General features: G+C 66.8%; 23 protein-coding genes. 19 read left to right on the forward strand and 4 right to left on the reverse strand.

All coding sequences use genetic code 11. The features are described from left to right. The first annotated feature begins 1 nt into the window (after position 1). The 5 genes from P1K30_RS19370 (at position 2) to P1K30_RS19390 (ending at position 3,169) form a co-directional block, all read left to right on the forward strand. Complete coding sequence (locus P1K30_RS19370) at positions 2–169, forward strand: hypothetical protein (protein ID WP_275634427.1); 168 nt, start codon at positions 2–4, stop codon at positions 167–169. After that, positions 169–1,356 carry a vWA domain-containing protein gene (locus P1K30_RS19375; protein ID WP_275634428.1) on the forward strand — a complete coding sequence of 396 codons (1,188 nt, stop codon included), beginning with the start codon at positions 169–171 and terminating at the stop codon, positions 1,354–1,356. The genes P1K30_RS19370 and P1K30_RS19375 overlap by 1 nt, the downstream gene beginning before the upstream one ends. 78 nt (positions 1,357–1,434) lie before the next feature. Continuing rightward, complete coding sequence (locus P1K30_RS19380) at positions 1,435–1,815, forward strand: hypothetical protein (RefSeq protein ID WP_275634429.1); 381 nt, start codon at positions 1,435–1,437, stop codon at positions 1,813–1,815. After that, positions 1,812–2,447, forward strand: coding sequence for a DedA family protein (locus P1K30_RS19385; protein ID WP_275634430.1), 636 nt, complete (start codon positions 1,812–1,814; stop codon positions 2,445–2,447). Before P1K30_RS19380 ends, P1K30_RS19385 begins: the two co-directional genes overlap by 4 nt. A gap of 26 nt (positions 2,448–2,473) precedes the next feature. Continuing rightward, entirely contained in the window at positions 2,474–3,169 is a 696-nt protein-coding gene (locus tag P1K30_RS19390; RefSeq protein WP_275634431.1) for a M48 family metallopeptidase, read from the forward strand. Positions 3,170–3,209: 40 nt separating this feature from the next. On the opposite strand, the gene P1K30_RS19395 is transcribed toward P1K30_RS19390, so the two are convergent. Together P1K30_RS19395 and P1K30_RS19400 are read right to left on the reverse strand one after the other, a co-directional pair. Beyond that, the gene (locus P1K30_RS19395) at positions 3,210–4,010 is read right to left on the reverse strand and encodes a glycosyl transferase (protein WP_275634432.1); all 801 of its coding nucleotides are present in this window, start codon (positions 4,008–4,010) and stop codon (positions 3,210–3,212) included. Positions 4,011–4,065: 55 nt separating this feature from the next. Then, positions 4,066–5,229: a M20 aminoacylase family protein gene (locus P1K30_RS19400; protein ID WP_275634433.1), complete on the reverse strand. Its 1,164-nt coding sequence runs from the start codon at positions 5,227–5,229 to the stop codon at positions 4,066–4,068. A 319-nt stretch (positions 5,230–5,548) separates the two neighbouring features. Between P1K30_RS19400 and P1K30_RS19405 the strand changes: the two genes are divergently transcribed. The 12 genes from P1K30_RS19405 to kynU all read left to right on the forward strand — a co-directional run bounded on the left by P1K30_RS19405 (position 5,549) and on the right by kynU (position 20,562). After that, a complete protein-coding gene (locus P1K30_RS19405; RefSeq protein ID WP_275634434.1) occupies positions 5,549–6,553 on the forward strand; it encodes an ABC transporter ATP-binding protein in 1,005 nt (334 codons plus the stop codon). Continuing rightward, a complete protein-coding gene (locus tag P1K30_RS19410) occupies positions 6,546–7,634 on the forward strand; it encodes an ABC transporter ATP-binding protein (protein ID WP_275634435.1) in 1,089 nt (362 codons plus the stop codon). Before P1K30_RS19405 ends, P1K30_RS19410 begins: the two co-directional genes overlap by 8 nt. Beyond that, positions 7,631–9,337 carry a peptide ABC transporter substrate-binding protein gene (locus tag P1K30_RS19415; protein WP_275634436.1) on the forward strand — a complete coding sequence of 569 codons (1,707 nt, stop codon included), beginning with the start codon at positions 7,631–7,633 and terminating at the stop codon, positions 9,335–9,337. Before P1K30_RS19410 ends, P1K30_RS19415 begins: the two co-directional genes overlap by 4 nt. Before the next feature lie 121 nt (positions 9,338–9,458). After that, positions 9,459–10,466 (forward strand): ABC transporter permease, encoded by a 1,008-nt coding sequence (locus P1K30_RS19420; RefSeq protein WP_275634437.1) that lies wholly within the window; start codon positions 9,459–9,461, stop codon positions 10,464–10,466. After that, positions 10,459–11,451, forward strand: coding sequence for an ABC transporter permease (locus tag P1K30_RS19425; protein WP_275634438.1), 993 nt, complete (start codon positions 10,459–10,461; stop codon positions 11,449–11,451). Before P1K30_RS19420 ends, P1K30_RS19425 begins: the two co-directional genes overlap by 8 nt. 277 nt (positions 11,452–11,728) lie before the next feature. Further along, the gene (locus P1K30_RS19430) at positions 11,729–13,303 is read left to right on the forward strand and encodes a Re/Si-specific NAD(P)(+) transhydrogenase subunit alpha (protein WP_275634439.1); all 1,575 of its coding nucleotides are present in this window, start codon (positions 11,729–11,731) and stop codon (positions 13,301–13,303) included. 15 nt (positions 13,304–13,318) lie between these two features. Then, positions 13,319–14,776 (forward strand): NAD(P)(+) transhydrogenase (Re/Si-specific) subunit beta, encoded by a 1,458-nt coding sequence (locus P1K30_RS19435; RefSeq protein WP_275634440.1) that lies wholly within the window; start codon positions 13,319–13,321, stop codon positions 14,774–14,776. Positions 14,777–14,992: 216 nt separating this feature from the next. After that, a complete protein-coding gene (locus tag P1K30_RS19440) occupies positions 14,993–15,592 on the forward strand; it encodes an SEL1-like repeat protein (RefSeq protein ID WP_275634441.1) in 600 nt (199 codons plus the stop codon). 300 nt (positions 15,593–15,892) lie between these two features. Then, the gene (locus P1K30_RS19445) at positions 15,893–17,062 is read left to right on the forward strand and encodes a type III PLP-dependent enzyme (protein WP_275634442.1); all 1,170 of its coding nucleotides are present in this window, start codon (positions 15,893–15,895) and stop codon (positions 17,060–17,062) included. Between the two features lie 174 nt (positions 17,063–17,236). Next, the gene (locus P1K30_RS19450) at positions 17,237–18,517 is read left to right on the forward strand and encodes a DUF3422 family protein (RefSeq protein WP_275634443.1); all 1,281 of its coding nucleotides are present in this window, start codon (positions 17,237–17,239) and stop codon (positions 18,515–18,517) included. Positions 18,518–18,572: 55 nt separating this feature from the next. Beyond that, positions 18,573–19,331 carry an SDR family NAD(P)-dependent oxidoreductase gene (locus P1K30_RS19455; protein WP_275634444.1) on the forward strand — a complete coding sequence of 253 codons (759 nt, stop codon included), beginning with the start codon at positions 18,573–18,575 and terminating at the stop codon, positions 19,329–19,331. A 40-nt stretch (positions 19,332–19,371) separates the two neighbouring features. Beyond that, entirely contained in the window at positions 19,372–20,562 is a 1,191-nt protein-coding gene (gene kynU / locus P1K30_RS19460; protein ID WP_275634445.1) for a kynureninase, read from the forward strand. 67 nt (positions 20,563–20,629) lie between these two features. Here kynU and P1K30_RS19465 read toward each other — a convergent pair whose 3' ends face one another. Together P1K30_RS19465 and P1K30_RS19470 are read right to left on the reverse strand one after the other, a co-directional pair. Continuing rightward, on the reverse strand, positions 20,630–21,805 hold the full coding sequence (locus P1K30_RS19465) for a TPM domain-containing protein (protein WP_275634446.1): 1,176 nt from the start codon (positions 21,803–21,805) through the stop codon (positions 20,630–20,632). Between the two features lie 131 nt (positions 21,806–21,936). Beyond that, positions 21,937–22,980 (reverse strand): aldo/keto reductase, encoded by a 1,044-nt coding sequence (locus P1K30_RS19470; RefSeq protein ID WP_275634447.1) that lies wholly within the window; start codon positions 22,978–22,980, stop codon positions 21,937–21,939. A gap of 144 nt (positions 22,981–23,124) precedes the next feature. Here P1K30_RS19470 and P1K30_RS19475 point away from each other — a divergent pair, with 144 nt between their 5' ends. Continuing rightward, the gene (locus P1K30_RS19475; protein ID WP_275634448.1) at positions 23,125–23,763 is read left to right on the forward strand and encodes an ImuA family protein; all 639 of its coding nucleotides are present in this window, start codon (positions 23,125–23,127) and stop codon (positions 23,761–23,763) included. Positions 23,764–23,901: 138 nt separating this feature from the next. Next, positions 23,902–25,620: a methionine--tRNA ligase gene (metG, locus tag P1K30_RS19480; protein WP_275634449.1), complete on the forward strand. Its 1,719-nt coding sequence runs from the start codon at positions 23,902–23,904 to the stop codon at positions 25,618–25,620. Positions 25,621–25,648: the final 28 nt, after the last annotated feature.

Genomic DNA, 25,648 nt, shown 5'->3' on the forward strand with positions numbered 1-25,648 from the left:
CATGATCGTTCTTGCAAGCGCGGTGTTCGGAGCATTGCTCGGTATTCTCACGGCGCGGAAGAATGGCGGCAATAAGAAGGACATGGCGCAGTACGCGGCCGGTTTCGGCATTGCCATGACCGTGGTCGGCGTCGTGATCACCATCGTCGTCGCTCGCACCGTGAGCTGATGTTCCTGCCCTTCTTCGACAGGCTGAGATCCGTGGGCGTCCCGGTCAGCCTGCGCGAATACCTTGCCTTTCTCGAAGGAATGCAGGCCGGGCTGGTCACATACGACATCGACGGTTTCTATTATCTCGCCCGCGCCGCGATGGTGAAGGACGAGCGCAACCTCGACAGGTTCGACCGCGCCTTTTCCGAGGTCTTCGCCGGACTGGAAACGATGCCGGTCGAGGCCCTCGTCGAGGCGATGGATCTTCCCGCCGACTGGCTGACCAAGATGGCCGAGAAGCACCTGACACCCGAGGAACGCGCCGAGATCGAGGCAATGGGCGGCTTCGAGAAGCTGATGGAAACCCTGCGCGAGCGGCTGGCCGAACAAGAGGGCCGCCATCAGGGCGGGTCGAAATGGATCGGGACCGCCGGGACGTCGCCCTATGGCGCACAGGGCTACAACCCCGAAGGCGTGCGCATCGGGCAAGAGAAAAGCCGCCACGGCCGCGCGGTAAAGGTCTGGGACAAACGCGCGTTCCGCGATTTCGACGATCAGGTCGAGATCGGCACGCGCAACATCAAGGTGGCCCTGAAGCGGCTGCGCAAGTGGGCGCGCGACGGGGCGGCGGAAGAGCTGGATCTGAACGGCACGATCCGCGCCACGGCAGAGCATGGCTATCTTGACGTGAAGACCCGGCCCGAACGCCGCAACGCGGTGAAAGTGCTTCTGTTTCTTGACGTTGGCGGGTCGATGGACCCGCATATCAAGGTGGTCGAGGAACTGTTCAGCGCCGCGCGGGCAGAGTTCAAACACCTTGAACATTACTACTTCCACAACTGCCTGTACGAAGGCGTCTGGCGCGACAACCGCCGCCGCTGGAACGCGCAGATCCCGACGCAAGAGGTGCTGAACACCTACGGGTCGGACTACAAATGCATCTTCGTCGGCGATGCGACCATGTCGCCCTATGAGATCCTGCATCCCGGCGGCGCCAACGAACACTGGAACCCCGAGGCCGGTCAGGTCTGGCTGGAACGCGCTTTGGCGCAGTGGCCTTCGCTGTTGTGGATCAATCCGGTTCGCGAAGACGCGTGGGACTATGTGCAGTCGATCCAGTTGATGCACCGAATCCTAGGCCCCGAGCGCATGGTGCCGATGACGCTGGAAGGCATCGAGCGTGGGATGAAGGCGCTTAGCCGCTAGCCTGTCCGCCGCGTGGATCCTGCGTCGCGACCCGACGCCTCATTGCCCCGACGGCCTGCGGTGCGGCATGATCCACCCATGACCGACCGCCCGTCCCCCCTACGCCGTCTTGGCACCGCGATCCGCCGCCACCCCTTGCTGGTCGGCGCCTTCGGACTGGCGCTGGTCGTCTGCATCGTCTTCTCGGTCCGGTCGGTGATGTTCGCGGTCTACTGGTCCGACCCCGCCCACCGCGACCAGCGCGTCGAAGAGTGGATGACCCCGGCCTATGTCTCGCATTCGTGGGACGTCCCGCGCGACGTGATGGAGGCTGCGGTCGGCGGCGCCGCCGCGACGCTTTCGGACGGGCGGCCGACGCTAAAGCGCATCGCAGCGGCCGAAGGCATTCCGACGGCCGACCTGATCGCCCGGATCGAGACGGCCATCGCCACCCACCGCGCCGGATCGGCGTCGGAATGATCGACGCGATCCTGTCCGCGGTTCCGGTCTATGGCCTTTGGATCGTGGCCGGGGCGACGTTTCTCAGCTGTCTGGCCGTGCCGATCCCGTCTTCGCTGGTCATGCTGACCGCCGGGGCCTTCGTCGCCGCCGGGGACCTTGCGGCTGTCCCGGTCGTTGCTTTGGCATGGGTCGGGGCGGTGCTGGGCGATCAGGCGGGGTACCTGCTGGGACGCGAAGGCGGCCGCGCCGCCGGGCGCCTGACACGCGGACGCAAGGCCACTCAGTTGCTGGACCGCGCGCGACGTTTTTCGGACCGGCACGGCGGCCCGGGGATCTTCTTCAGCCGCTGGCTGGTGTCGCCGCTGGGGCCTTACATGAACCTCGTGTCCGGCGCGGCGCACATGTCTTGGCCGCGCTTCGTGCTGTGGGGTGCCGCGGGCGAGGCTGTTTGGGTGCTGGGCTATGTCGGGCTGGGCTATGGATTTTCCGGCTCGATCGCCGCCGTCGCGCAGGTGGCGGGCAACCTGTCGGGTGCGCTGGCGGCGGGGGCAGTTGCCATCGGGCTGGGCCTGTGGCTGCGGTCCGTCCTGCGCCACGAAAAGCACGGCCACGCCCACGGATCACGTCACCGCGGTGACCGCTTGCCGTAGCAGCGGCCCCGGCCCATATTCCGGGCATGTTGAAGCTCACGCCCCTGCTGCTTGCCCTGATCTACGGCTTCGTGCTGTACTGGTTCTCGGCGTGGCGCACCGCGAAACAGCTGGAAGCGAAGTCGACCGAACTGGCCGATCCGCTGCTTCGGAACCTGTGCGACCGGATGGCCGCATCGCTGGACCTGCCGCGCATCCGCGTCCACATCTACGAAGTCGACCCGGTTAACGGGTTGGCGGCGCCGGACGGTCGGATCTATATCACACGCGGGTTCTTCCAGAAGTACCGCCAAGGGCTGGTGAACGCCGACGAGATGGCGTCGGTCATCGCGCATGAACTCGGCCACGTCGCGCTGGGGCATTCGCGGCGGCGCATGATCGACTTTTCCGGACAGAACGCGCTTCGGATGGGCCTTGCGATGGTGCTGGGGCGGCTTCTTCCGGGGATCGGCGTGATGATCGCCAACCTGATCACCCGCGTGGTCGCCGCCGGCCTGTCGCGCAAGGACGAGTACGAGGCGGACGCCTATGCCTCGGCCCTTCTGGTGAAAGCCGGGATCGGCACCGCGCCGCAGAAATCGCTGTTCGGCAAGCTTGACCGGCTGACGGCCTCGAACGCGGGCGCGATGCCCGCATGGTTCATGAGCCACCCGAAAACCGCCGACCGCGTCGCCGCCATCGAACGGAACGAGGCGCGGTGGGCCAAGGTCGACCGGGATTAAGGCCGCACGGGGTTAAGATCGGGGGGCTGACGCCCGCCCGTCAGGCCCAGCCCGCGCCCAGATCCTCGTCGGCGCGGGTGATCCAGTGTTCCTCCAGCCAATCGCAGGGCAGCGACCAGCGCAGCAGCGAACCGCGATATCCCGCCACCGCCTCGGGCATCTTGGGCCGGCCGTGGAAGCACACGACGCGGGCGTCCTTCGGCAGCTTCGGCTCGCGCAGCCAGTTGACGGGCGGCAGACCGATGCAGTCGTGCTTGAAGCTGACCACCCATTCATCCGGGATGTAGGAGAACGCGTCCATCTCTTGCGCCAGCGTCGAGGTGTATCGCTGTTCGCTGCCGCGCGCCTTTTCGACCTCGGCGGTCGGGTCCGCCGCCAGCCGTTCGTATAGCCACGGATGCCGCGCGGGGTCATAGCGGAAGACCGACCCATGCCCGGTGGCACGACCCCGCCGCGCCTCGACCCAGTCGGCGCGCATGGCGACGGTGCCCGGCTCGTATTGCAGGATGTCGTCCAGCGGCCCGGTGATCACCACGTCAAGGTCGAAGCCAAGGATCGGCCCCTGAAGGTCCGGGATCAGCCCGGGCCGGAACAGCGACACCTTGCGCATCGCGCCCTGCCGGTTCGCCACCGCAAGCGCGGCGTTCATCTCGTCGTGGAAGGGTTCGACCGGCAGGTCCAGCACCTCGACGTCCGGGTGCAGGCCGTCAGCGTGCTCGGTCATGCACAAGAACCGGACCGGCGCCTTCAGGTTGCGACGCACGCCGGAATACAGCCGGTTCACGTACTCGGGGCCGAAGGCCGTGCCCCATTTGATGCAGACGACTGTCGCAGCTTTCATCGCTCACCTCTCCGCTGGCCCCGCCATAGGCGAGGCCGCGCGGACGGTAAAGGCATCAGGCCGCAGGCATCCGCGATTCGACGATTCCCGCGTACCAGGAACAGCCTGCCGGGATCGCCTCGTCGTTGAAGTTGTATTCCGGGTGGTGCACCGGCGCGGTGTCGCCGTTGCCGACAAGGATATAGGCCCCCGGACGTTCCTGAAGCATATAGGCGAAGTCCTCGCCCCCCATCACCAGCGGCGCGTCGGCGCAGTCCCCGGCGACCGAGCGCGCGACATCAGCGGCAAAGGTCGTTTCGGTGTCGGTGTTTGCCATCACCGGATAGCCCTCGATCCAGTGCACGTCGGCCTTGGCGCCGAACACCTCGGGCGTGGTCGCCGCGATATGCTTCAGCCGCTCTTCCGCCTGCTTGCGGACGCCTTCGTCCAGCGTGCGGATCGTGCCGCGCAGCGTCACCCGCTGCGGGATAACGTTGAAGGCGGTCGACGAGGTTTCGAACGAGGTCACCGACACCACCACCTGTTGCGTCGGGTCGACGTTGCGGCTGGCGATGGTCTGCAACGCCAGCACAAGGTGGCTGGCCACCACGGTGCTGTCGACGGTTTCATGCGGCTTGGCGGCGTGGCCGCCCTTGCCTTCCACGGTGATCTCGAACTGGTCGGTCGCCGCGAAGAACGCGCCGGGACGGATCGCGAAAGTCCCGGCGGGGACGCCCGGCCAGTTGTGCATCCCGTAGACCTCGTCGATCTTCCAGCGATCCATCATGCCGGCGTCGCACATCTCGCGACCGCCTGCCCCGCCTTCCTCGGCGGGCTGGAAGATCACCACGCAGGTGCCGTCGAAATTGCGGGTCTCGGCAAGGTACTTCGCCGCGCCCAGCAGCATCGCAGTGTGACCGTCGTGGCCGCAGGCGTGCATCGCGCCCGGTGTCTCGGACGCATAGTCCAACCCGGTCTGTTCCATGATCGGCAGCGCGTCCATGTCGGCGCGCAGGCCGATGGTCTTACCCGAGGTGTTGGTCTTGCCCTTGATCACCGCCACGACGCCGGTGCGGCCGATTCCCTCGACCACCTCGTCGCAGCCGAAGGCTTCGAGCTTCTCTTTCACCAGCGCCGAGGTCCGGTGCGTGTCGAACAGGATCTCGGGGTGGCGGTGAATGTCGCGGCGCCACTCGGTGATTTCGGGCAGCAGTTCTGCGAAACGATTCTTGACGGGCATCGGACCTCCTGGCGTCTGGTTGGCCCAACCGTGCGGCAGAACGGACGCAGGCTCAAGCCCTGCAACGCGCGCCCGCCAACAGCTTGCTTTCCGAAACGTAACGGCACTTTCGCCGGTGCCGATATTTGCTGCGGTCCAGCTTTGGAATTGCATGTTGCGGCAGCGCGAAGCGACGCGAAGGAAAGGCCGGCGCGCCCTTCGCCCGCGCATCCCGGAACTAAGGGTTGCGAGGTCCCTTTTTCATGCTAACGTCCGCTCTTAACAAACACCGGGCGCAACGACCCGGGCGGCGAAAGCCGACATGACAGGGGAGTTCTGCATGCCCGACGGGCAGCTGCCGGTACTTGATGTACGGGACCTGAAAACTGTATTCCGCACCCGCCGTGGCGAGGTGCATGCGGTCAACTCGGTAAGCTTCGACCTGAAACCCGGCGAACTGCTGGGCGTGGTCGGAGAAAGCGGATCGGGCAAGTCGGTGACGATGATGTCGCTGATCGGCCTGCTGCCGTCTCCGCCGGCCGAAGTCCGCGACGGGCAGGTCCTGTTCGGCGACAAGGATTTGCTGAAGGCCGACGACGACACGCTGCGGTCGATCCGCGGCGCGCGGATCGGCTTTGTGTTCCAAGACCCGATGACGTCGCTCAATCCCGTGTTCACCGTCGGCTACCAGTTGATGGAGCCGCTGCGAAAGCACATGGGGCTGGGCAAGAAGGCGGCGCGCGCCCGGGCGCAGGAACTGCTGGAACTGGTCGGCATTCCCGACGCGGGGCGGCGGCTGAAGGACTATCCGCACCAGTTTTCCGGCGGGATGCGACAGCGCGTGATGATCGCCATCGCCCTTGCCTGCGACCCCGAGGTGCTGATCGCGGACGAACCCACCACGGCGCTGGACGTGACGATCCAGGCGCAGATCCTCGAACTGGTGAAAGAGCTGCGGCAGAAGCTGGGCATGGCGATTGTCTGGATCACCCACGATCTTGGCGTGATCGCCGGCATCGCGGACCGGGTCATGGTGATGTACGGCGGCCAGATCGTCGAACACGCGCCGGTGAAAGAGCTGTTCGGCAACCCGCAGCACCCCTACACCCGCGCGCTTCTGGGTACGGTCCCCGCGATGCACGGCACCCGCGAGGCGCGGCTGCGCGTGATCGAGGGGCAGCCGCCGGTGCTGGACGCGCCGCCCGCCGCCTGCCCGTTCCGCGCCCGCTGCACCCACAGCTTCGACCGCTGCGAACGCGAGAACCCGCAGCGCGTGCCGGTCGGCCCGCTGCACGATGCCGCATGTTTCTGGAACCCCGAGACCGGAGGACCCCGCGATGCCTGACGGGACACCGCCGCGCAAGCTGGTCGAGGTTCAGGACCTGAAGATGCACTTCCCGATCTACGGCGGCGTGCTGCGCCGCCGGGTCGGAGAGGTGAAGGCCGTCGACGGCGTCAGCTTCGACATCCACGAGGGCGAGACGCTTGGCCTTGTCGGGGAATCCGGCTGCGGCAAGTCGACCTGCGGCCGCGCGGTCCTGCGCCTATACGAGGTGACCGACGGCGCCGTCCGCATCGAGGGCGAGAACATCGCCGACTGGTCGCCCGAGCATCTGCGCAAGGTGCGCCCCAAGATGCAGATGGTGTTTCAGGATCCGCAGGCCTCGCTGAACCCGCGCATGACCGTGGCCTCTATCATCGGGGAACCGCTGGACGAGCACACGAAGCAGTCGAAGAAGGCAAAGCTGGACCGCGTCTATCACCTGATGGATGCCGTCGGCCTGAACCGCGACTTCGCCAACCGCTACCCGCACGAATTCTCGGGCGGCCAGCGCCAGCGCATCGGCATCGCCCGCGCGCTTGCGCTGAACCCGCGCTTCATCGTCTGCGACGAACCGATCGCCGCGCTGGACGTGTCGATCCAGGCGCAGGTGGTGAACCTGCTGGAAGACCTGCAGGAAGAGTTCGGCCTGACCTATCTGTTCATCAGCCACGACCTGTCGATGGTCCGCCACATCGCGGACCGGGTGGCGGTGATGTACCTTGGCAAGATCGTCGAACTCGCACCGCGCGACGCGCTTTATGACGCACCGCTTCACCCCTACACGCAGGCGCTTTTGTCGGCAGTCCCGGAACCAGACCCCTCGCTAGAGGCGCGGACCGAACGGATCATCCTGAAAGGCGACGTGCCGTCGCCCGCCAAGCCCCCCAAGGGCTGCAACTTCTGCACCCGCTGCCCGCAGGTGATGGACATCTGCCGCCAGACGGAACCCGTCTACCGCGAGGTTTCGCCGGGACGGTTCACCGCCTGCCACCTGCAGGACGGGCACACGCCACAAACTCAACAACAACAACAAGCCCCGGACGCGGGCCAACCCGCGCCAGCTCGGAGGCACGAGCAAAACCAACAAGGAGAGGATAAATGAAACTCAGAACCCTATTGCTGGGCGCGGCCGCTGCGACGGCCCTCGCACCAGTCTCGGCGCTGGCCGAGCGTGGCAGCGACGGCCAGCTTAACATCATCTACTGGCAGGCGCCGTCGACGCTGAACCCGTTCCTGTCCGGCGGCACCAAAGAGGTGGAATCCGCCTCGATGATCATCGAGCCGCTGGTGCGCTTCGATTCCGAAGGCAACATGGTGCCGTGGCTGGCAGCCGAGATCCCGACGCTGGAGAACGGCGGCGTGGCCGAGGACCTGAAGTCGATCACTTGGACCCTTAAGGAAGGCGTCCTCTGGTCCGACGGCACCCCCCTGACCGCCGCCGACGCGGTGTTCACGTGGGAATACTGCACCCACCCCGAAGGCGGCTGTGCGCAAAGCTCGTATTTCGACGGCGTGTCGTCGGTCGAAGCGGTGGACGACCTGACCATCAAGGTCAGCTTCACCGAAGCCAAGCCCTTCCCCTACACCGCCTTCGTCGGGTCCGAGAGCCCGATCATTCAGGCCGCCCAGTTCGCCGACTGTCTCGGCGCCAAGGCGCCCGAGTGCACCGAGGCGAACTTCAACCCGATCGGCACCGGCCCGTTCATGGTCACCGAGTTCAAGCCGAACGACGTGATCACGCTGGAAATGAACCCCAACTTCCGCGAAGCCGACAAGCCGGCCTTCTCGACGGTGGTGTTCAAGGGCGGCGGCGACGCGGCGGCTGCGGCCCGCTCGGTCATGGAAACCGGCGAATACGACTATGCGTGGAACCTGCAGCTTGACCCGATGCTGCTGGACGAGATGCAGTCCAAGGGCCTTGGCACCGTCGTGTCCGCCTTCGCCACCTCGGTGGAACGAATCCACGTCAACCAGACCAACCCCGACCCGTCGCTGGGCGAAGGCCGCGCGACGCTTGAAAACCCGCACCCGTTCCTGACCGATCCCGCGATCGGCAAGGCGATGTCGATGGCCATCGACCGCGAACTGCTGGTTGAAATCGGATACGGCGCCGGCGGCCAGCCCACCTGCAACGTGCTTCCGGCCCCTGCGGTCTATGCCTCGACCGCCAACGACGACTGCCTTGTGCAGGACATCGAGGGCGCCAAGGCGGTTTTGGAAGAAGCCGGCTGGACCGACACCGACGGTGACGGCATCCGCGACAAGGACGGCATCAAGCTGTCGGTTCTCTACCAGACCTCGACCAACGCCGTCCGTCAGGACACCCAGGCGCTGGTCAAGCAGTGGTGGGAAGAGATCGGCATCGAGACCGAGCTGCGCAACATCGACGCGTCGGTGTTCTTCGGCGGTGACCCCGGTTCGCCCGACACCTTCCAGAAGTTCTTCGCGGACATCGAGATGTACACGAACAACTTCGCGGGCGTCGACCCCGAGGCCTACATGGCCAACTGGCGCTGCTCGGAAATCCCCAGCCCGGCGACCCAGTGGCAGGGTTCGAACATGCAGCGTTTCTGCTCGGAAGAGTATGACGCGCTGGTCGACCAGCTGTCGCAGACCGCGGGCATCGAGGCCCGCGCCGAGATCGTCAAGCAGATGAACGACATGCTCATGCAGAGCTACACGATCATCCCGCTGATCTGGCGCGGCAACCCGTCGGCCCACGCCAATACGCTGGGCGGCGTGATGATGAACGACTGGGACTCCGAGATCTGGAACATCAAGGACTGGCACCGGATCGACGGCTGATCCCTGTGATCTGACATGACACCGGGATGCCCGTGCGCCGCGCGGGCATCCCCACCAACGAACCGAGCGCAGGAGCCCGCACCATGCTTCGCCAGCCCGCCCCGCCAGGGATCGCCAAACGATGCTGACCTTCACGATCCGCCGCCTGCTGCTTGCGATTCCGACGCTGCTGCTGATCTCGCTGGTGATCTTCCTGCTGCTGGAACTGGCGCCGGGCGACCCGATGGCGCAGGTCCCGCTGACCGTGCCGCCGGAAGTGAAGGAAAAGATGCGCCAGGCGCTTGGCCTGGGCGAGCCGGTGCACATCCGATACCTGAAATGGATCTGGCAGTTCTTCGTCATCGAGCCGATGAACCTGATCGACGCGATGTTCGGCACCATGCTGGCCGAGGGGCAGCTGCGCGTGATCTCGTGGCAGACCCGGTCCCCGGTGATGGACATCGTCGCCCAGCGCCTGCCGCAGACCCTGTGGGTCGTCGGCGTGGCCTATGTGGTTGCGGTGCTGATCGCGATCCCGATCGGCGTGTATTCGGCCTATCGCCAGTATTCGTGGTTCGATCAGGCCGGGACCTTCGTCACGATGGTCGGCTTTTCCGTTCCGCCGTTCTTCTCGGGCGTGCTGGTGATCGTGATCTTCTCGGTGAACCTTGGATGGTTCCCGTCGATCTACGACACCACCCACCGGGTCACCGACTGGGACAGCTTCGTCGTCCAGCTGCAACAGATGATCATGCCGGTGATGGTGCTGGCGCTGCAGATCACCTCGCAAATCAGCCGCTTCATGCGAGCGTCGATGCTGGACAACCTCGGACAGGACTACGTCCGCACCGCCCGCGCCAAGGGGATGACCGAGAACGTGGTGGTGCTGATGCACGTCCTGCGCAACTCGATGATCCCGGTGGTGACGGTGATCGCGTTGGGGATCCCGTCGATCTTCGGCGGCGCCATCATCACCGAGCAGGTGTTCAAGGTGAACGGGATCGGCCAGTTGCTGATCACCGCGATCCAGGCGAACGACATGCCGATGGTGCAGACGCTGACCTTCATTTTCGCGGTGCTGATCGTGCTGTTCAACCTGATCGCCGACGTCCTTTACGGCATCCTCGACCCGAGAATCCGCTATGACTGAGACCGACCGCACACCCGCCGCCCCGGCAGGAACTCCGGCCGAACCGGCCGCGAACCCCGCAGGCGCAGGCGCCGCCGCCGCGCCCGACCCGGCCACCACGTACCGGGCGCCGCGCAACCAGTGGCTGGACGTCTGGGACCAGTTTAAAAGCCACCGTGGCGCGCTGATCGGCGCCGCCGTATTCATCCTGATCCTGCTGGCGGTGACGGTCGGCCCCTACATCTGGACCATCGACCCCACCTACATCGACATCCGCGCCAAGAACCAAGGGCCGACCCTTGCGCACCCGCTGGGCACCGACCAGCTGGGCCGCGATACGCTGGCCCGGATGCTGGCGGGAGGCCGCGTCTCGATCGCGGTGGGCCTGACGGCGATGGCCCTGTCGATCGTGATCGGTACGGTGATCGGGGTCATCGCGGGCTATTTCAAACGCCTCGACGGCCCGCTGATGCGGTTCACCGACCTGTTCCTCGCCCTGCCCCTGCTGCCGCTCCTGCTGGTGGCGGTGCTCTTGTTCCGCGACATGCTGTCCAAGGCTTTCGGCCCCGAGGGCGGCGTGTTCATTCTGATCGTCTCGCTGATCGGCATCACCTCGTGGATGCAGACGGCGCGGATCGTCCGGGGCGACGTGCTGGCCCTGAAGGAACGAGAATTCGTCCTTGCCGGCCGGTCCATCGGAACCCCGTCGCGCCGGATGATCACGCGCCACATCCTGCCCAACGTGCTGTCGCCGATCATGGTGTCGGCCACGCTGGGCATCGCCACCGCGATCATCACGGAAAGCGCGCTGTCCTTCCTCGGCTTCGGCTTCCCGCCGGACTTCCCGACTTGGGGCCGCCTGCTGTTCGACAGCGTCGACCGGATGCAGCTGTACCCCGAACGCGTGATCTGGCCCGGCCTTGCGATCTCGCTGACCGTGCTCAGCGTGAACTACATCGGCGACGGCCTGCGCGACGCGCTCGACCCCCGCATTCGCGGCCGCTGACCCCGGCAAGCGAGGGGCCAGCCCCTCGCGCTCCCCGGGATATTTGCGGACAGAAGAAAGGGATCGCGCATTCTTGCTTCTTCTGACTGAAAGTATCCTGGGGGAGACGCGCGGCACGCGCGTCGGGGGCGAAGCCCCGCCCTTGCGGCGAAGGGTCTCAAGCAACGGAGTTTCACGGCCCCCTCTGTTTGCTTGAGGAAAGTTACGTGGCGCTATATCACCATCCGACGAGGCCCGGGCCACCGGGCGGAAAAAAGCCGCGACAAGGGGAAGCGAGTTGAAGATAGGCACGCCGAGAGAGATCTTCGAAGGCGAAGCGCGGGTGGCGATGACGCCCGACAGCGCCGCCCAGCTGCAGAAACTGGGATACGAGTGCGTCATCGAAAGCGGCGCCGGAACGAAGGCCGGGTTCACCGACGAGGCCTACAAAGCCGCCGGTGTCGAAGTGGTCGATGGTGCAGACGCGCTTTGGTCCGGCTGCGACATCGTCGCCAAGGTCCGCCCGCCCAGCGAGGACGAACTGGACCGGGTCAAACCCGGGCAGCTTCTGATCTCGTTCTTCTATCCCGGCAGCAACGAGACGCTGCTGGAGCAGGCCAAGGGCCGGAACGCCAGCGTCATCGCGATGGACATGGTGCCGCGCATCAGCCGCGCCCAGAAGATGGACGCCCTGTCGTCGATGGCCAACATCGCGGGCTATCGCGCCGTGATCGAGGCCGGCAACAACTTTGGCCGCTTCTTCACGGGCCAAGTCACCGCCGCGGGCAAGGTTCCGCCCGCCAAGGTGCTGATCGTCGGCGCCGGTGTCGCCGGGCTTGCCGCAATCGGCACCGCCACGTCGCTGGGTGCGATCACCTATGCTTTCGACGTGCGGCCCGAGGTTGCCGAGCAGATCGAATCGATGGGCGCCGAGTTCGTTTATCTCGACTTCGAGGAATCGCAGCAGGACGGCAGCGCCTCGGGCGGCTATGCCGCGCCGTCGTCGCCCGAGTTCCGCGAGAAGCAGCTTGAAAAGTTCCGCGAACTGGCCCCCGAGGTCGACATCGTCATCACCACCGCCCTGATCCCGAACCGCGATGCGCCGGTGCTGTGGACCAAGGACATGGTCGAGGCGATGAAGCCCGGATCCGTCATCGTGGACCTTGCGGCCGAGCGTGGCGGCAACTGCGAACTGACGGTGCCGGACGAGAAATTCGTGACCGACAACGGCGTGACCATCGTCGGCTACACCGATTTCCCCAGCCGGATGGCGACCCAGTCCTCGACGCTGTACGCCACCAACATCCGTCACATGATGACCGACCTGACGCCCGAGAAGGACGGCACGGTCGTGCACAACATGGAAGACGACGTGATCCGGGGCGCCACGGTGACCCACGACGGCGAGATCACCTTCCCGCCGCCACCGCCCAAGGTGAAGGCCATCGCGGCCCAGCCGAAGAAGGAAGCCGCGAAGGAACTGACCCCGGAAGAAAAGCGCGCCGCCGAGATGGCCGCGTTCAAGAAGGCGACCAAGACGCAGGTGACCTATCTTGCGGTCGGCACGCTGGTGCTGATGCTGATCGGGTCCTTTGCGCCCGCCAGCTTCATGGCGCATTTCATCGTCTTCGCGCTGGCCTGCTTCGTCGGGTTCCAGGTGATCTGGAACGTCAGCCACGCGCTGCACACGCCGCTGATGGCGATCACCAACGCGATCTCGGGCATCATCGTGGTCGGCGCCCTGCTGCAGATCGGTGCATCGAGTTGGCTGGTGGTGCTTCTCAGTTTCATCGCGGTGCTGATCGCTTCGATCAACATCGTCGGCGGCTTCCTGGTCACGCGCCGGATGCTCGCAATGTTCCAGAAATCGTAAGGGGGTAGCGAGAACATGTCTGCCGGTTTCGTTTCGGCCGTGTACATCGCGGCCTCCATTCTCTTCATCCTGGCCCTCGGGGGCCTCTCCAACCAGGAAAGCGCCAAGCGGGCGATCTGGTACGGCATCGCGGGGATGTTCCTTGCGATGGTCGCGACGATCTTCGGCCCCGGCGTGTCGAACGTCTTCCTGATCCTCGTGGCCGTCGCCGCGGGCGCCGTTGCGGGCGCCGTGGTCGCGGGCCGCGTGCAGATGACCGAAATGCCGCAGCTGGTGGCGGCGTTGCACTCGTTCGTCGGCCTTGCCGCCGTGTTCATCGGCCTGAACGCCGACGTGATGCTGAACACCGTGAACGACCTGAAGGCGGCCGGTGCGGATCTGTCGGCGCTGGTCGCGGCCAAGGATATCACCGGCTTCGGTGAGACCCTGTGGCACAAGGATGCGACCGAGATCGCGATCCTGAAGGTCGAGGTGTTCCTCGGCATCTTCATCGGCGCGGTGACCTTCACCGGCTCGGTCGTGGCCTTCGGCAAGCTGGCCGGCAAGATCGACGGCAAGCCCGAGAAGCTTCCCGGCGGTCACATGCTGAACGCGGGCGCTGCGCTGCTGTGCCTGATCCTTGGCCTGATGTACTGGAGCGGCGCGGGCGCGTGGACGATGGTCCTGATGGCGATCATCGCGGGCTTCATCGGCTGGCACCTGATCATGGGCATCGGTGGCGCCGACATGCCGGTGGTCGTGTCGATGCTGAACAGCTACTCGGGCTGGGCCGCCGCCGCCATCGGCTTTACGCTGGGCAACGACCTGCTGATCGTCACCGGCGCGCTGGTGGGCTCTTCGGGCGCGATCCTGTCCTACATCATGTGCAAGGCGATGAACCGGCATTTCGTCTCGGTGATCCTTGGCGGGTTCGGCGGAACGTCCGGCCCGGCGCAGGAGATCGAGGGCGAGCAGATCGCGATTGACGCCGACGGCGTGGCCAACGCGCTGAACGATGCCGACAGCGTGGTCATCGTGCCGGGCTACGGCATGGCGGTGGCGCAGGCGCAGCAGTCGGTCAGCGAACTGACCCGCAAGCTGCGGGCGGCGGGCAAGACCGTGCGTTTCGCCATCCACCCCGTCGCGGGCCGTCTGCCCGGCCACATGAACGTGCTGCTGGCCGAGGCCAAGGTGCCCTACGACATCGTGCTGGAGATGGAGGAGATCAACGACGACTTCCCCGACACGGACGTGGTGATCGTGATCGGCTCGAACGACATCGTGAACCCGGCGGCGCAGGACGACCCCAACAGCCCCATCGCCGGGATGCCGGTTCTGGAGGTCTGGAAGGCGAAGCAGGTCTTCGTGTCCAAGCGCGGTCAGGGGACGGGGTACTCGGGCATCGAGAACCCGCTGTTCTTCAAGGACAACACGCGGATGTTCTACGGCGACGCGAAGGCCTCGATCGACAGCCTTCTGGCGAAGATCGACTGAGCCTGCGCCACGCGTGATCAACGGGGGCCCTGCCGGAAACGGCGGGGCCCTTCGCGTTTGGGGGGGCGGGGTGCGAAAACCGTAGACGTCGCGCAACGCCGCCGCCGCAGGCCCCTTTCGACAGCTTGACGCGACGATGCCGCCCGGCCCAGACAGGGTGGGCACAGCATACGGGCCGGACGGGGGACCGGCAGGCAAGTACAGGAGAAGACGGGAATGTTTCGGACTATCGTGATCGGCGCGGCGGCGGCCTGGGCACTTGGCGGCGGGGCGGCGTTGGCCGACAGGCTGGCCGAGCACTGGCAGACACCCCGCACCTATTACATCGAGCTGTCCCACCGCGCCTGCGACGGCGACGAGATGGCACGCGAGATCCTGACGCGCGACGCGTGGGACGACGCCAACCCCGTGGCGATGGGCAACCTCGCCTGGCTGATCCGGCCCGACACCCCCTGCATCGGCGTCTTCCACGACCGTCGCGAATGGCTGACGCTGCAGAAGGAATCGGCCGAGATGGGCTATCCCGTGTCGATGTTCAACTGGGGCACGATCCTGCTGACCGGCCGCTACGGCCCCGAGGATTTCCTGTCGGGGATGCTCTATCTCGAGGAAGCCCAGGCCCAGGGCTACGCCGGCGCCGCCGAGGAGCTTGCCAGGATCTACGCCCAGGGCCGCTACGGGGTCGAGCCCGACCAGGATGCCGCTTACATGTTCTTCGAGCGCGCCCAGTCGCTGGGGCTGGACGAGGGGCGGCTGACCCGGCTGATCGACCTGATCCGCAACGCCGAGACCGGCAAGCGCCCCAAGCTCGACTGACCGACACGCCGCCACCGGAACGGCGCTGTTGCACCGCTGCGACAGCCCCCGGGACACCTGGCGCGAACGCATGTCAAACCAATGGCTTGCGCGGAAACCTGCGCGGGCCATGCGGATTTTTCGCCCGAGGGAAAATTATCCCTTGCGTGAATCAGCTATCGGCCTCATATGCGCGCTCAAGACGCCAACGCACGCGCCTCTGGCCGGCACGCAGCATCGCACGCCCGCGTTTACGTAGCGACGGTAACGTCTCCCTTGGAACTGAGCGGTCATATATGGCCGGGTCTATTGGAGATGACCATGACGATGCTGTTCGACGGCGCCCTGCCGTCCGTACCCGTTTCCCTGCCCACCCGTGTCGAGCGTTTCATCGCCGAAAACCGGTTCGATCACCCGACCCTCGTTCTGGACACCGACGCGGTGGTCGAGCGCTTCCACGCGCTGAAATCCGGCCTGGGCCAGACCCACATCCACTATGCCGTCAAAGCGAACCCGGCCCGCGAGATCATCGCGCGCCTCGTCGCCGAAGGCTCGAACTTCGACGCCGCCTCGCGTGGCGAGATCGAGCTTTGCCTCAGCCAGGGCGCCCGCCCCGAGCAGATCTCGTTCGGCAACACCGTGAAACGTGCCTCTGACATCGCCTTCGCGCATTCCGCCGGCATCCGCCTGTTCGCCGCCGACGCCGCCGAAGAGCTTGAGAAAATCGCCGAGCACGCGCCGGGCGCGATGGTCTACCTGCGCCTGCTGGTCGACAACCCGCAGGCCGACTGGCCGCTGTCGCGCAAGTTCGGCAGCGACCGCGACATGGCAATCGAGCTGTGCGCGCTGGCCAAAGAGCTTGGCCTTCAGCCGGTGGGCCTGTCGTTCCACGTTGGCTCGCAGACCCGCCGCGCGTCGATGTGGACGGGCGTGCTGGACTACGTCGCCGGCGTCTGGGCCGATGCGAAAGCCGCCGGTCATGACCTGACGCTGATCAACATCGGCGGCGGTTTCCCCGCGTTCTACGGCGAACCGGTCGAAGCGCCCGCCGCCTATGCCGCAGAGGTGCGCCGCATGGTCGAGGCCCGGTTCCCCGGCGCCCGCATCATGGCGGAACCCGGCCGTGGCCTCGTCGCCGAATGCGGCGCCATCGCTTGCGAGGTCATGCTGGTGTCGCGCAAGTCGGGCGACGACCTGCACCGCTGGGTCTACCTCGACATCGGCAAGTTCTCGGGTCTGGCGGAAACCATCGACGAGGCGATCCGCTACCAGTTCGCCACCCCGCACGACGGAGAAGCGACCGGCCCCTGCATTCTTGCCGGACCGTCCTGCGACTCGGCCGATGTTCTGTACGAAAAGCGCCCCGTGGCGCTGCCGATAAGCCTGCGCTCGGGCGACCGGATCGTGATCCGCAACACCGGTGCCTACACGTCGAGCTACTCGTCGGTTGGCTTCAACGGCTTCCCGCCGCTGGACGTCATCGTTCTCTGACGCATCGCAAAGCACACGGCCCGGCAGACGCCCGGGCCAAGGGGCCTGCCCTTGGAGGAGGGAGCAGGCCCCTTTCCTTTCAGGCGGAACGAAACGCCGCAGGGGCGCGGAAAGGCTTTTGCGACCGGCCGCACAGGCCGTAGGGTCCGACGGAACCGCACGGACTTGATCGACATGAGCCCCATCCAGGACCACCCGCTTCGCTACCCGCTGGCCAACGAGCTGCACGCCCGGCCCTTTCCCACGCTGAACGCCCCGGCGCATGCGGTGTATCTTGCCATCAAACAATCGCAGGACGCCGCCAACCGCGACCGCGCGCAGGACCTTGCGCATCTCGTGGATCTGCTGGACCGGTTCGGCGCGCCGCACCCACAGCCGGGCGCCACCCACTATTTCGCGGACCTCGGCCCGTTCCGGCTGAAGTGGGAAAGCCATACCGAGTTCGTCACTTACACCGCCATCGTCGACGGGGTCGAGGATCGCCCCTTCGACCGCGCGGCCTTCGACGTGTTTCCGGACGACTGGCTGGAATCCGCGCCGGGCGCGCGGATGACCTCGGCGATGTTGCGGTTCCAGCCGTTCGACACGGCGCAGCAGGTGGTCGACCGGCTGGCCGACTGGTTCGTCCCCGAAAGCCTTGCCGCCAGCGAGATCCTCGACGGCGCGGCGATCATGGCGGGCGACTTCCGGATCGACAGCGCCGGCCACATGCGGTTCGCGGTGTTCCCCAAGCCCGACACAGGCCCCGCCCGCTGCGGCCGGATCCTGCAGCGCCTGTGCGAGATCGAAACCTACAAGTCGATGTCGATGCTGGGGCTGTCCCGCGCCCGCAGCCTGTCGCCGCAACTGGGCACGTTGGACGGGCGACTGAACGCCCTGACCGAAGTGATGGCCACCCAGGCGCAACCGGCGGAAGAAACGCTGTCCGAGCTTTTGCAGATCACCGCCGAACTGGAACGCCTCGCGTCACAGTCCGCCTTCCGCTTCTCGGCCACCGACGCCTATGGGTCGCTGGTGGTCGATCGCATCCGGGTGCTGCGCGAAGAGCGGTTCGAGAACCGGCAGACCTTCAACGAATTCATGGCCCGCCGGTTCGATCCCGCACAGCGCACCGTGCGCGCCACCGAGGCGCAGGTGCGATCCATGGCCGAACGCGCCGCCCGCGCCGCCGAACTGCTGCGCACCCGGGTCGATGTGGAACGCTCTGCGCAGAACCAGAAGCTGCTGGAATCGATGGACAGCCGCGCGCAGGTGCAGCTGCGCCTGCAGGAAACGGTCGAAGGGCTGTCCGTGGTGGCGATCAGCTATTACGCCGTCAGCCTCGCGGCCTATGCGCTTTACCCGCTCGCCGACCCGCTCGGGCTGTCGAAGGGCATGCTGACCGCGCTTCTGGTGCCGGTGGTGGTGGGCGCCGTGTTCCTGATGGTCCGGCGGATCCGCAAGCGCCTGCACTGACCGGCTTGCGCCCGGGCGGCGCCGGCTTAGGATCGGGTGACAGGGAGGACAGGCGATGGATCTTAAGGGCAGGCACGCGCTGATCACGGGGGGCGGCACCGGGATCGGGCTGGGGATCGCGCGGGAACTCGCGGCAGCGGGCGCGCAGGTCACGATCTGCGGCCGCCGTCCCGGCCCGCTGGAGGATGCCGCCGCCTCTGCCACGGGTCTGTTTCCGCAAGTGATGGATGTCAGCGACGAGGCGTCCGTCCGCGACGGGTTCGCCGCAGCGGTGAACGCGCGGGGGCCGGTGGCGATCCATGTCGCCAACGCCGGCATCGCCGAGGGCCGGTCGCTGCGGAAGACCGATCTGGCGTTCTGGCGCCGGATGATGGGCATCAACCTCGACGGCGCTTTCCTGACCATCCGCGAGTCGCTGGAGACCATGTCGGACCTCGATTGGGGCCGGGTCATCGCGGTGTCGTCCATCGCAGGGCTGAAAGGCCTGCGCGGCGCACCGGCCTATAGCGCGTCCAAACACGCGATGGTCGGATTGATCCGTGCGATCGCTGCCGACTACACGGGGCGGCCCTTGACCTTCAACGCGCTCTGCCCCGGCTATGTCGAGACCGAGATCGTCGACCGCAACGTCGTGTCGATCCGCGCCCGCACCGGCATGTCCGAAGACGAGGCGCTGGCGGTCATGGTCGGCGCCAACCCGCACGGGCGGCTGGTGACCGTGGAAGAAGTGGCAGAGGCCGCGATGTTCCTGTGCGGCCCGCACTCGGGCAGCGTAAACGGCCAGACGATCACCGTCGCGGGCGGTGAACCGTGACCGCTTGCATCCGCGTCCCGGTCGGGGCACGCCCTGCGGCATGACCGATTTCACCGCCACCCGCGCCCGCTTCGACCTGCCTGACGGGATCGTCTATCTTGACGGCAACTCGTTGGGCCCCCTGCCCCGCGACGCCGCCCATCGCATCGCGCGCACCGTCACCGACGAATGGGGCGGCCAGCTGATCACCGCGTGGAACCGCGCGGGGTGGATGGATCAGCCCGCGCGGCTGGGCGACCGGATCGCCCGGCTGGTCGGCGCGGCGCCCGGCACGGTGGTGGTCGGCGACACCCTGTCGCTGAAGGTGACGCAATGCCTTGCGGCGGCGCTGCAACTGCGCCCCGACCGCCGGGTCGTTCTGTCGGACAGCGGCAACTTCCCGTCCGATCTGTACATGGCGCAAGGCCTGCTTGCGGCCCTTGGACAGGGGCACGAGCTGCGCGTCGTCGCCCCCGAGGATGTCGAGGCCGCGATCGGCCCGGAGGTCGCCGCCCTGATGCTGACCGAGGTCGACTATCGCACCGGCCGCAAGCACGACATGGCGGCGCTGACGGCAAAGGCCCACGACGTCGGCGCGCTTGCGATCTGGGATCTCGCCCATTCCGCCGGTGCCCTGCCCGTGGACCTGACCGGCACGGGCGCGGACTTCGCGGCGGGCTGCACCTACAAGTTCCTGAACGGCGGCCCCGGTGCCCCCGCTTTCGTCTACGTCGCGCCCGACCACCAGCACGTCGCGCCGCTGCTGTCCGGCTGGCTGGGGCACGAAGCGCCCTTCGCTTTCGACCCGGACTATCGCCCCGGCCCCGGCATTTCCCGGATGCGCGTGGGCACCCCGCCGGTGCTTCAGATGGCGGCGCTGGAGGCGGCGCTCGATATCTTCGACACCGTCGACATGCAGGCCCTGCGCGCCCGCTCGCAGCACCTCGGCGACCGGCTGATCGCGGCGGTCGAGGCGCGCTGCCCGAACGTGACCCTCGCCAGCCCGCGCGATCCCGAGGCGCGCGGCAGCCAGATCTCGTTCCGCCACCCCGAAGGCTATGCGGTGATGCAGGCGCTGATCGCGCGCGGCGTGGTCGGCGACTTCCGCGCGCCGGACATCCTGCGGTTCGGGATCACGCCGCTGTACATCGGAGAGGCCGAGATCGACCGCGCCGCCGAAACGCTGGCCGACATCCTCGACACCGCCGCGTGGGACCGCCCCGAGTACAAGCACCGCGCCGCGGTAACCTGATCCCCGGCTTCTTCTGACCATAAATATACCCGCCGGAGGCTCCCGCACTCGGCCACGGGCGCGTCGGCTACCAGCTGCCGCTTGCCCCGCCGCCCGAGGACGACCCGCCCCCGAAAGACGACCGGCTGGACCCCGATCCGCCGGACGATTTGACCTTGGGGATCGTGCGGACCTCGCTGTCGTGATAGCCGCAATTCTGGCAGTCGTAGTCCAGCCGCTTCCGGCCGGTGCTGGACTTGGTCGCCGCCTGCAGCACCTCGGCGGTGGTGCTGAGGGTGCGATAGCTGCATTGCGGGCAGGCGCTGTAGCCCGAGAACCATGACCGATAGCGCTGGATCAGCATGTGCGCGCAGGACGGGCAGTGCCAGACGTCGTAGTCCACGGACCGCAGGTATTCCTCCAGCCGCTGGCCGCCATCCAGATGCGCGTCGTCGGCCTGTTCCCCGGCGCGCAGCATCGTCGTGCCGCAGACGTCGCAGGGGCGCGGGCGGTTGCGAAGATGGCGGCGCACCGCGAAGACCACCGCGCCCACCGGCGCGGCGATCAGGCCCCATGCAAACTGGCCCAGCGCCTGTATCCAGTGCCAGATGCGGCCGAACCCGCGTTCCAGCGTGGTCGCTTCGAACTCGTCGGGATAGTTGCCGGTCAACTCGAAGATCGTCTCGTCCACGCCGGTCAGAATGCCCGCTTGGTACGCCTCGTCGCGGAAGTCGGGCAGGAAGCCCTCGTCCACGACCCGCTGCATCCGCTCGTCCCAGGCGCGGGAATACCCTGCCCCGATCTCGATCCGAATCCGGCGGTCACCGACCGAGACCAGCACCAGCACCCCGTCGTTGCTGTCCGCGTTGCCGATGCCCCATGTGTTGAACAGCGCCGTCGCGAAGGTTTCCAGCGTCCCCCTATGCCCATAGGTGGCAAGGTCCGGGATCGTCAGAACGGTCATCTCGATACCGGTCTGGTCGTACAGCAGGATCAGGTCGTCGCGAACGGCACCTTCCGCCGTATCGTCCAGAACGTCGGCGTAGTCGTTCACGTAAACATCGGAATAGCCGGGGATCGTGCCGACGGCGCGCTCGGCATCACTTTGTACCGCGTCGGGGCTGAAGCTGACCGGACCTGCAGGAAGCTCGGCCAGCGGGGCGGCGGGACGCGTCAGCGTTCCCACAAGAAACCCTGCGCCCAGCCCGATGACGACCACGGCGAAGGCGATCGCCAGTGCGAAATTCATATCGTGTTTCGTCATCCGCCTGCCCTGCCCGCGCCTTTCCTGTCTGGCGAGACCCTAGGCGGCGGAACGGCATGCGCCAATGGCGGAATTCCGGTATCGGAAACGGACCGCCCGGACCCAGCCCGGACGGCCCGCAAGACCTTGGCCTAGAACGGGTTCGGATGCATCCGGTTCGCCTCGTCGATCTGTTCGAGAACCTCGTCGGACAGCGTGAGTTCACCGCCCTGAAGCGCGATCTCGACATGTTCGACCGACGACGCGCCGAAGATCGGCGACGCGACCGAATGCCGGGTCAGCGCCCATGCCAGCGCCATCGCCGACGGGTCCATCCCGTGCCGTTTGGCGATGGCGATATACGCCTCGATCGCCGGCCAGACCTTGGGATTGATCCGCCCGTTCAGCGTGCTTTCCTGCGCGCGGCGGGTTTTCTCGGGCGTCAACTCGGGCCCGTACTTGCCCGAGATCAGCCCCATCCCCAGCGGCGAGAACGGGATCTGCGGCACGTCTTCCGCCAGACAGGCCTCGGCAAGGTCGGTGTCGGCGATCCGGTGCAGGATCGAGTACTCGTTCTGGATCGTCAGCGGACGCGGCAGGCCGTTCTCTTCGGCGACGCGGACCCATGTGGTCAGGCCCCACGCCGTCTCGTTCGACAGGCCCCAATGGCGGATCTTGCCCGCCTCGATCAGGCGCTGCATTCCGCCCATCAGGTCGATCATGTGCGCTTCGATGGCGGCGCGGTCGATGCGCTCGGGGTTGTATTTCCACTGGGCGCGCATGTGGTACTGCGGGCGCAGCGGGAAATGCGTCTGGTACAGGTCGATCACGTCCGTCTGCAGCCGCTTCAACGAGCCGTCGACCGTACGCTGCACGATGTCGCCGGAATAGCCCTCGCCGTCGCGCACCGCGCCTTGGTTCGGGGCCGCGACCTTGGTGGCCAGCACGATGTCGTCCCGCCGACCGGTCTTGGCGATCCAGCTGCCGACGATCTCTTCGGTGCGGCCAACGGTCTCTGCTTTGACCGGGTAGGTCGGGTAAACCTCTGCGGTGTCGACGAAATTGATGCCGCCGGCGATTGCGGCGTTCATCTGCGCGTGGCCCTCGGCCTCGGTGTTGCGGCTGCCCCACCCCATCGTGCCAAGGCACAGGCGCGAGACCTGAAGGTCACTGCGGCCCAGCTTGATCCTGTCCATGTTCGTTCTCCTGTTCGGGTGCTGGGCGCAAGCTAACCGCTGGTCGCTCAGGGGCAAGCGGGTTTGCCCAGGACGGGCGCTGTTTGCGCGGGGCGGACGCTGTTTGCACTTGAGAACAAAATGGGAACATGTAGGATGGGAACCATGACCGCCCATCTTCTGTCCCGCACCACGTCGTCCCGCGACCGCGACCGGCCCGCCCTGTCCTTTCTGGACGGGATGGCGCTGCCGCTGGCCCGCGCGCACGAGTTCTGCGGCGACGCCCGGCGCACGCTGGCGGCGCTGGTGGCGGCCCGGACCGAGGGGCCGGTGTTCTGGATCTCGCCCTCGTGGCAGCCCGAACGGCTGAACCCCGAGGCGGCCGCGCACCTGTTCGACCCCGGCCGCGTGGTGTTTCTTGAACCGCAGCGCGCCGAGGATCTGCTGTGGTGCCTCGAAGAGGTGCTGCGCGCGGGCGTGGTGCCGCTGGCGGTGGCCGACCTGCCGGGCCCGCCGGGAATGACGGCGGTGCGGCGGCTGCACCTTGCCGCCGAAACCGGCGCGGCCGAGGGCGAAGTGGCGCCGCTGGGCCTGATCCTGACCCCCGGAGACGGCGGCGCGCCGGGGATCGAGTCGCGCTGGCGGATGCGCTCGGCGCACGGGATGCAGGCGGACGCGTCCGGCAAGCTGCGGCAGGGCTGGCACCTGCACCGCCTGCGCGCCCGCACCGCGCCGGTGCAGGGCTGGCAGGTGAACCTTTCGCCACAGGGGCTTCGCGCGGCCCCGCTGTCGGAAGCGGCTTAAGCCGCGCGCGCCAGTCCCCGCATCCCAGTCCCCGCACCCCCGTCCCCAGACCTGTGGCCCGCATCCCGCGTCCCGCCTGCCTCTGGCCCATTCCCTGCGAATAGGCTAAGGCGCGCGGGACACCAAAAGGACGCGAACATGGCCCGGATTCTCATCACCTCCGCCATTCCCTACATCAACGGGATCAAGCACCTGGGCAACCTTGTCGGCTCCCAGCTGCCCGCCGACCTCTACGCCCGGTTCTGCCGCGCGCGGGGCGACGAGGTCATGTTCATCTGCGCCACCGACGAACACGGCACCCCTGCCGAGCTTGCCGCCGCCAAGGCTGGCAAACCGGTGGCCGAGTACTGCGCCGAAATGCACGAGGTCCAGAAAGGCCTGAGCGACGGCTTCCGCCTGTCCTTCGACAAGTTCGGCCGGTCCTCCAGCCCGCAGAACCGCGCGCTGACGCAGTATTTCGCAGGCCGGCTGGCCGACAACGGCTACATCGAGGAAGTCAGCGAAAAGCAGGTCTATTCCAACGCCGACGGCCGCTTCCTGCCCGACCGCTACATCGAGGGCACCTGCCCCAACTGCGGCTACGACAAGGCGCGCGGCGACCAGTGCGAGAACTGCACCAAGCAGCTGGACCCGACCGACCTGATCGACCCGCGCTCGGCGATCTCGGGGTCCACCGATCTGGAAGTGCGCGAGACCAAGCACCTGTACCTGCGCCAGTCGGCGCTGAAGGACCGGCTGGACGCATGGATCGACGAAAAGACCGACTGGCCCGTGCTGACCACCTCGATCGCGAAGAAATGGCTGCACGACGGCGACGGGCTGCAAGACCGTGGCATCACCCGTGACCTTGACTGGGGCGTGCCGGTGAAACGCGGCGACGCGGACTGGCCGGGGATGGAAGGCAAGGTCTTCTACGTCTGGTTCGACGCCCCGATCGAATACATCGCCGCGACCAAGGAATGGGCCGACGAAAAAGGTCTGGACGACGACGCGTGGCAAAGCTGGTGGCGCACCGACAAGGGCGCGGACGACGTCCGCTATGTCCAGTTCATGGGCAAGGACAACGTGCCGTTCCACACCCTGTCCTTCCCCGCCACGATCATCGGCTCGGGCGACCCGTGGAAGCTGGTCGATTACATCAAGTCGTTCAACTACCTGAACTACGATGGCGGCCAGTTCAGCACCTCGCAGGGGCGCGGCGTGTTCATGGATCAGGCGCTGGACATCCTGCCCGCCGATTACTGGCGCTGGTGGTTGCTAAGCCACGCGCCCGAGAACTCGGACAGCGAATTCACGTGGGAGAACTTCCAAGCCTCGGTGAACAAGGACCTTGCCGACGTGCTGGGCAACTTCGCCAGCCGCGTCACCAAGTTCTGCCGCTCGAAGTTCGGCGAGGTCGTCCCCGAGGGCGGCGAGACCGGCCCGCGTGAACAGGCGCTGATCGCCGACCTGTCGAAACGGCTTGATGCCTATCAGACCCACATGGAGGCGATCGACGTCCGCAAGGCATCGTCCGAGCTGCGCGCGATGTGGGCCGCCGGGAACGAGTACCTGCAAGAAGCCGCGCCGTGGTCCGTGTTCAAGGAAGACGAGGCCGCCGCCGCCGCGATCATCCGGCTGTCGCTGAACCTGATCCGGTTGTACGGCGTGCTGTCGGCCCCGTTCATCCCCGATGCCTCGGCCGAGATGCTGAAGGCGATGAACGCGGAAGACGCCGCGTGGCCGAAGGACATCGCCTCTGCGCTGTCCGCCCTGCCCGCCGGGCAGGCGTTCACCGTGCCAGAGAACCTGTTCCGCAAGATCACGGACGACGAGCGCGCGGACTGGCAGTCGCGCTTCTCCGGCGTGCGCAGCTAAGGCGTGATCCACGTCTGCCGTCGCGGCA

It is taken from the genome of Psychromarinibacter halotolerans, assembly GCF_029168315.1.
GTDB lineage: Bacteria > Pseudomonadota > Alphaproteobacteria > Rhodobacterales > Rhodobacteraceae > Psychromarinibacter > Psychromarinibacter halotolerans.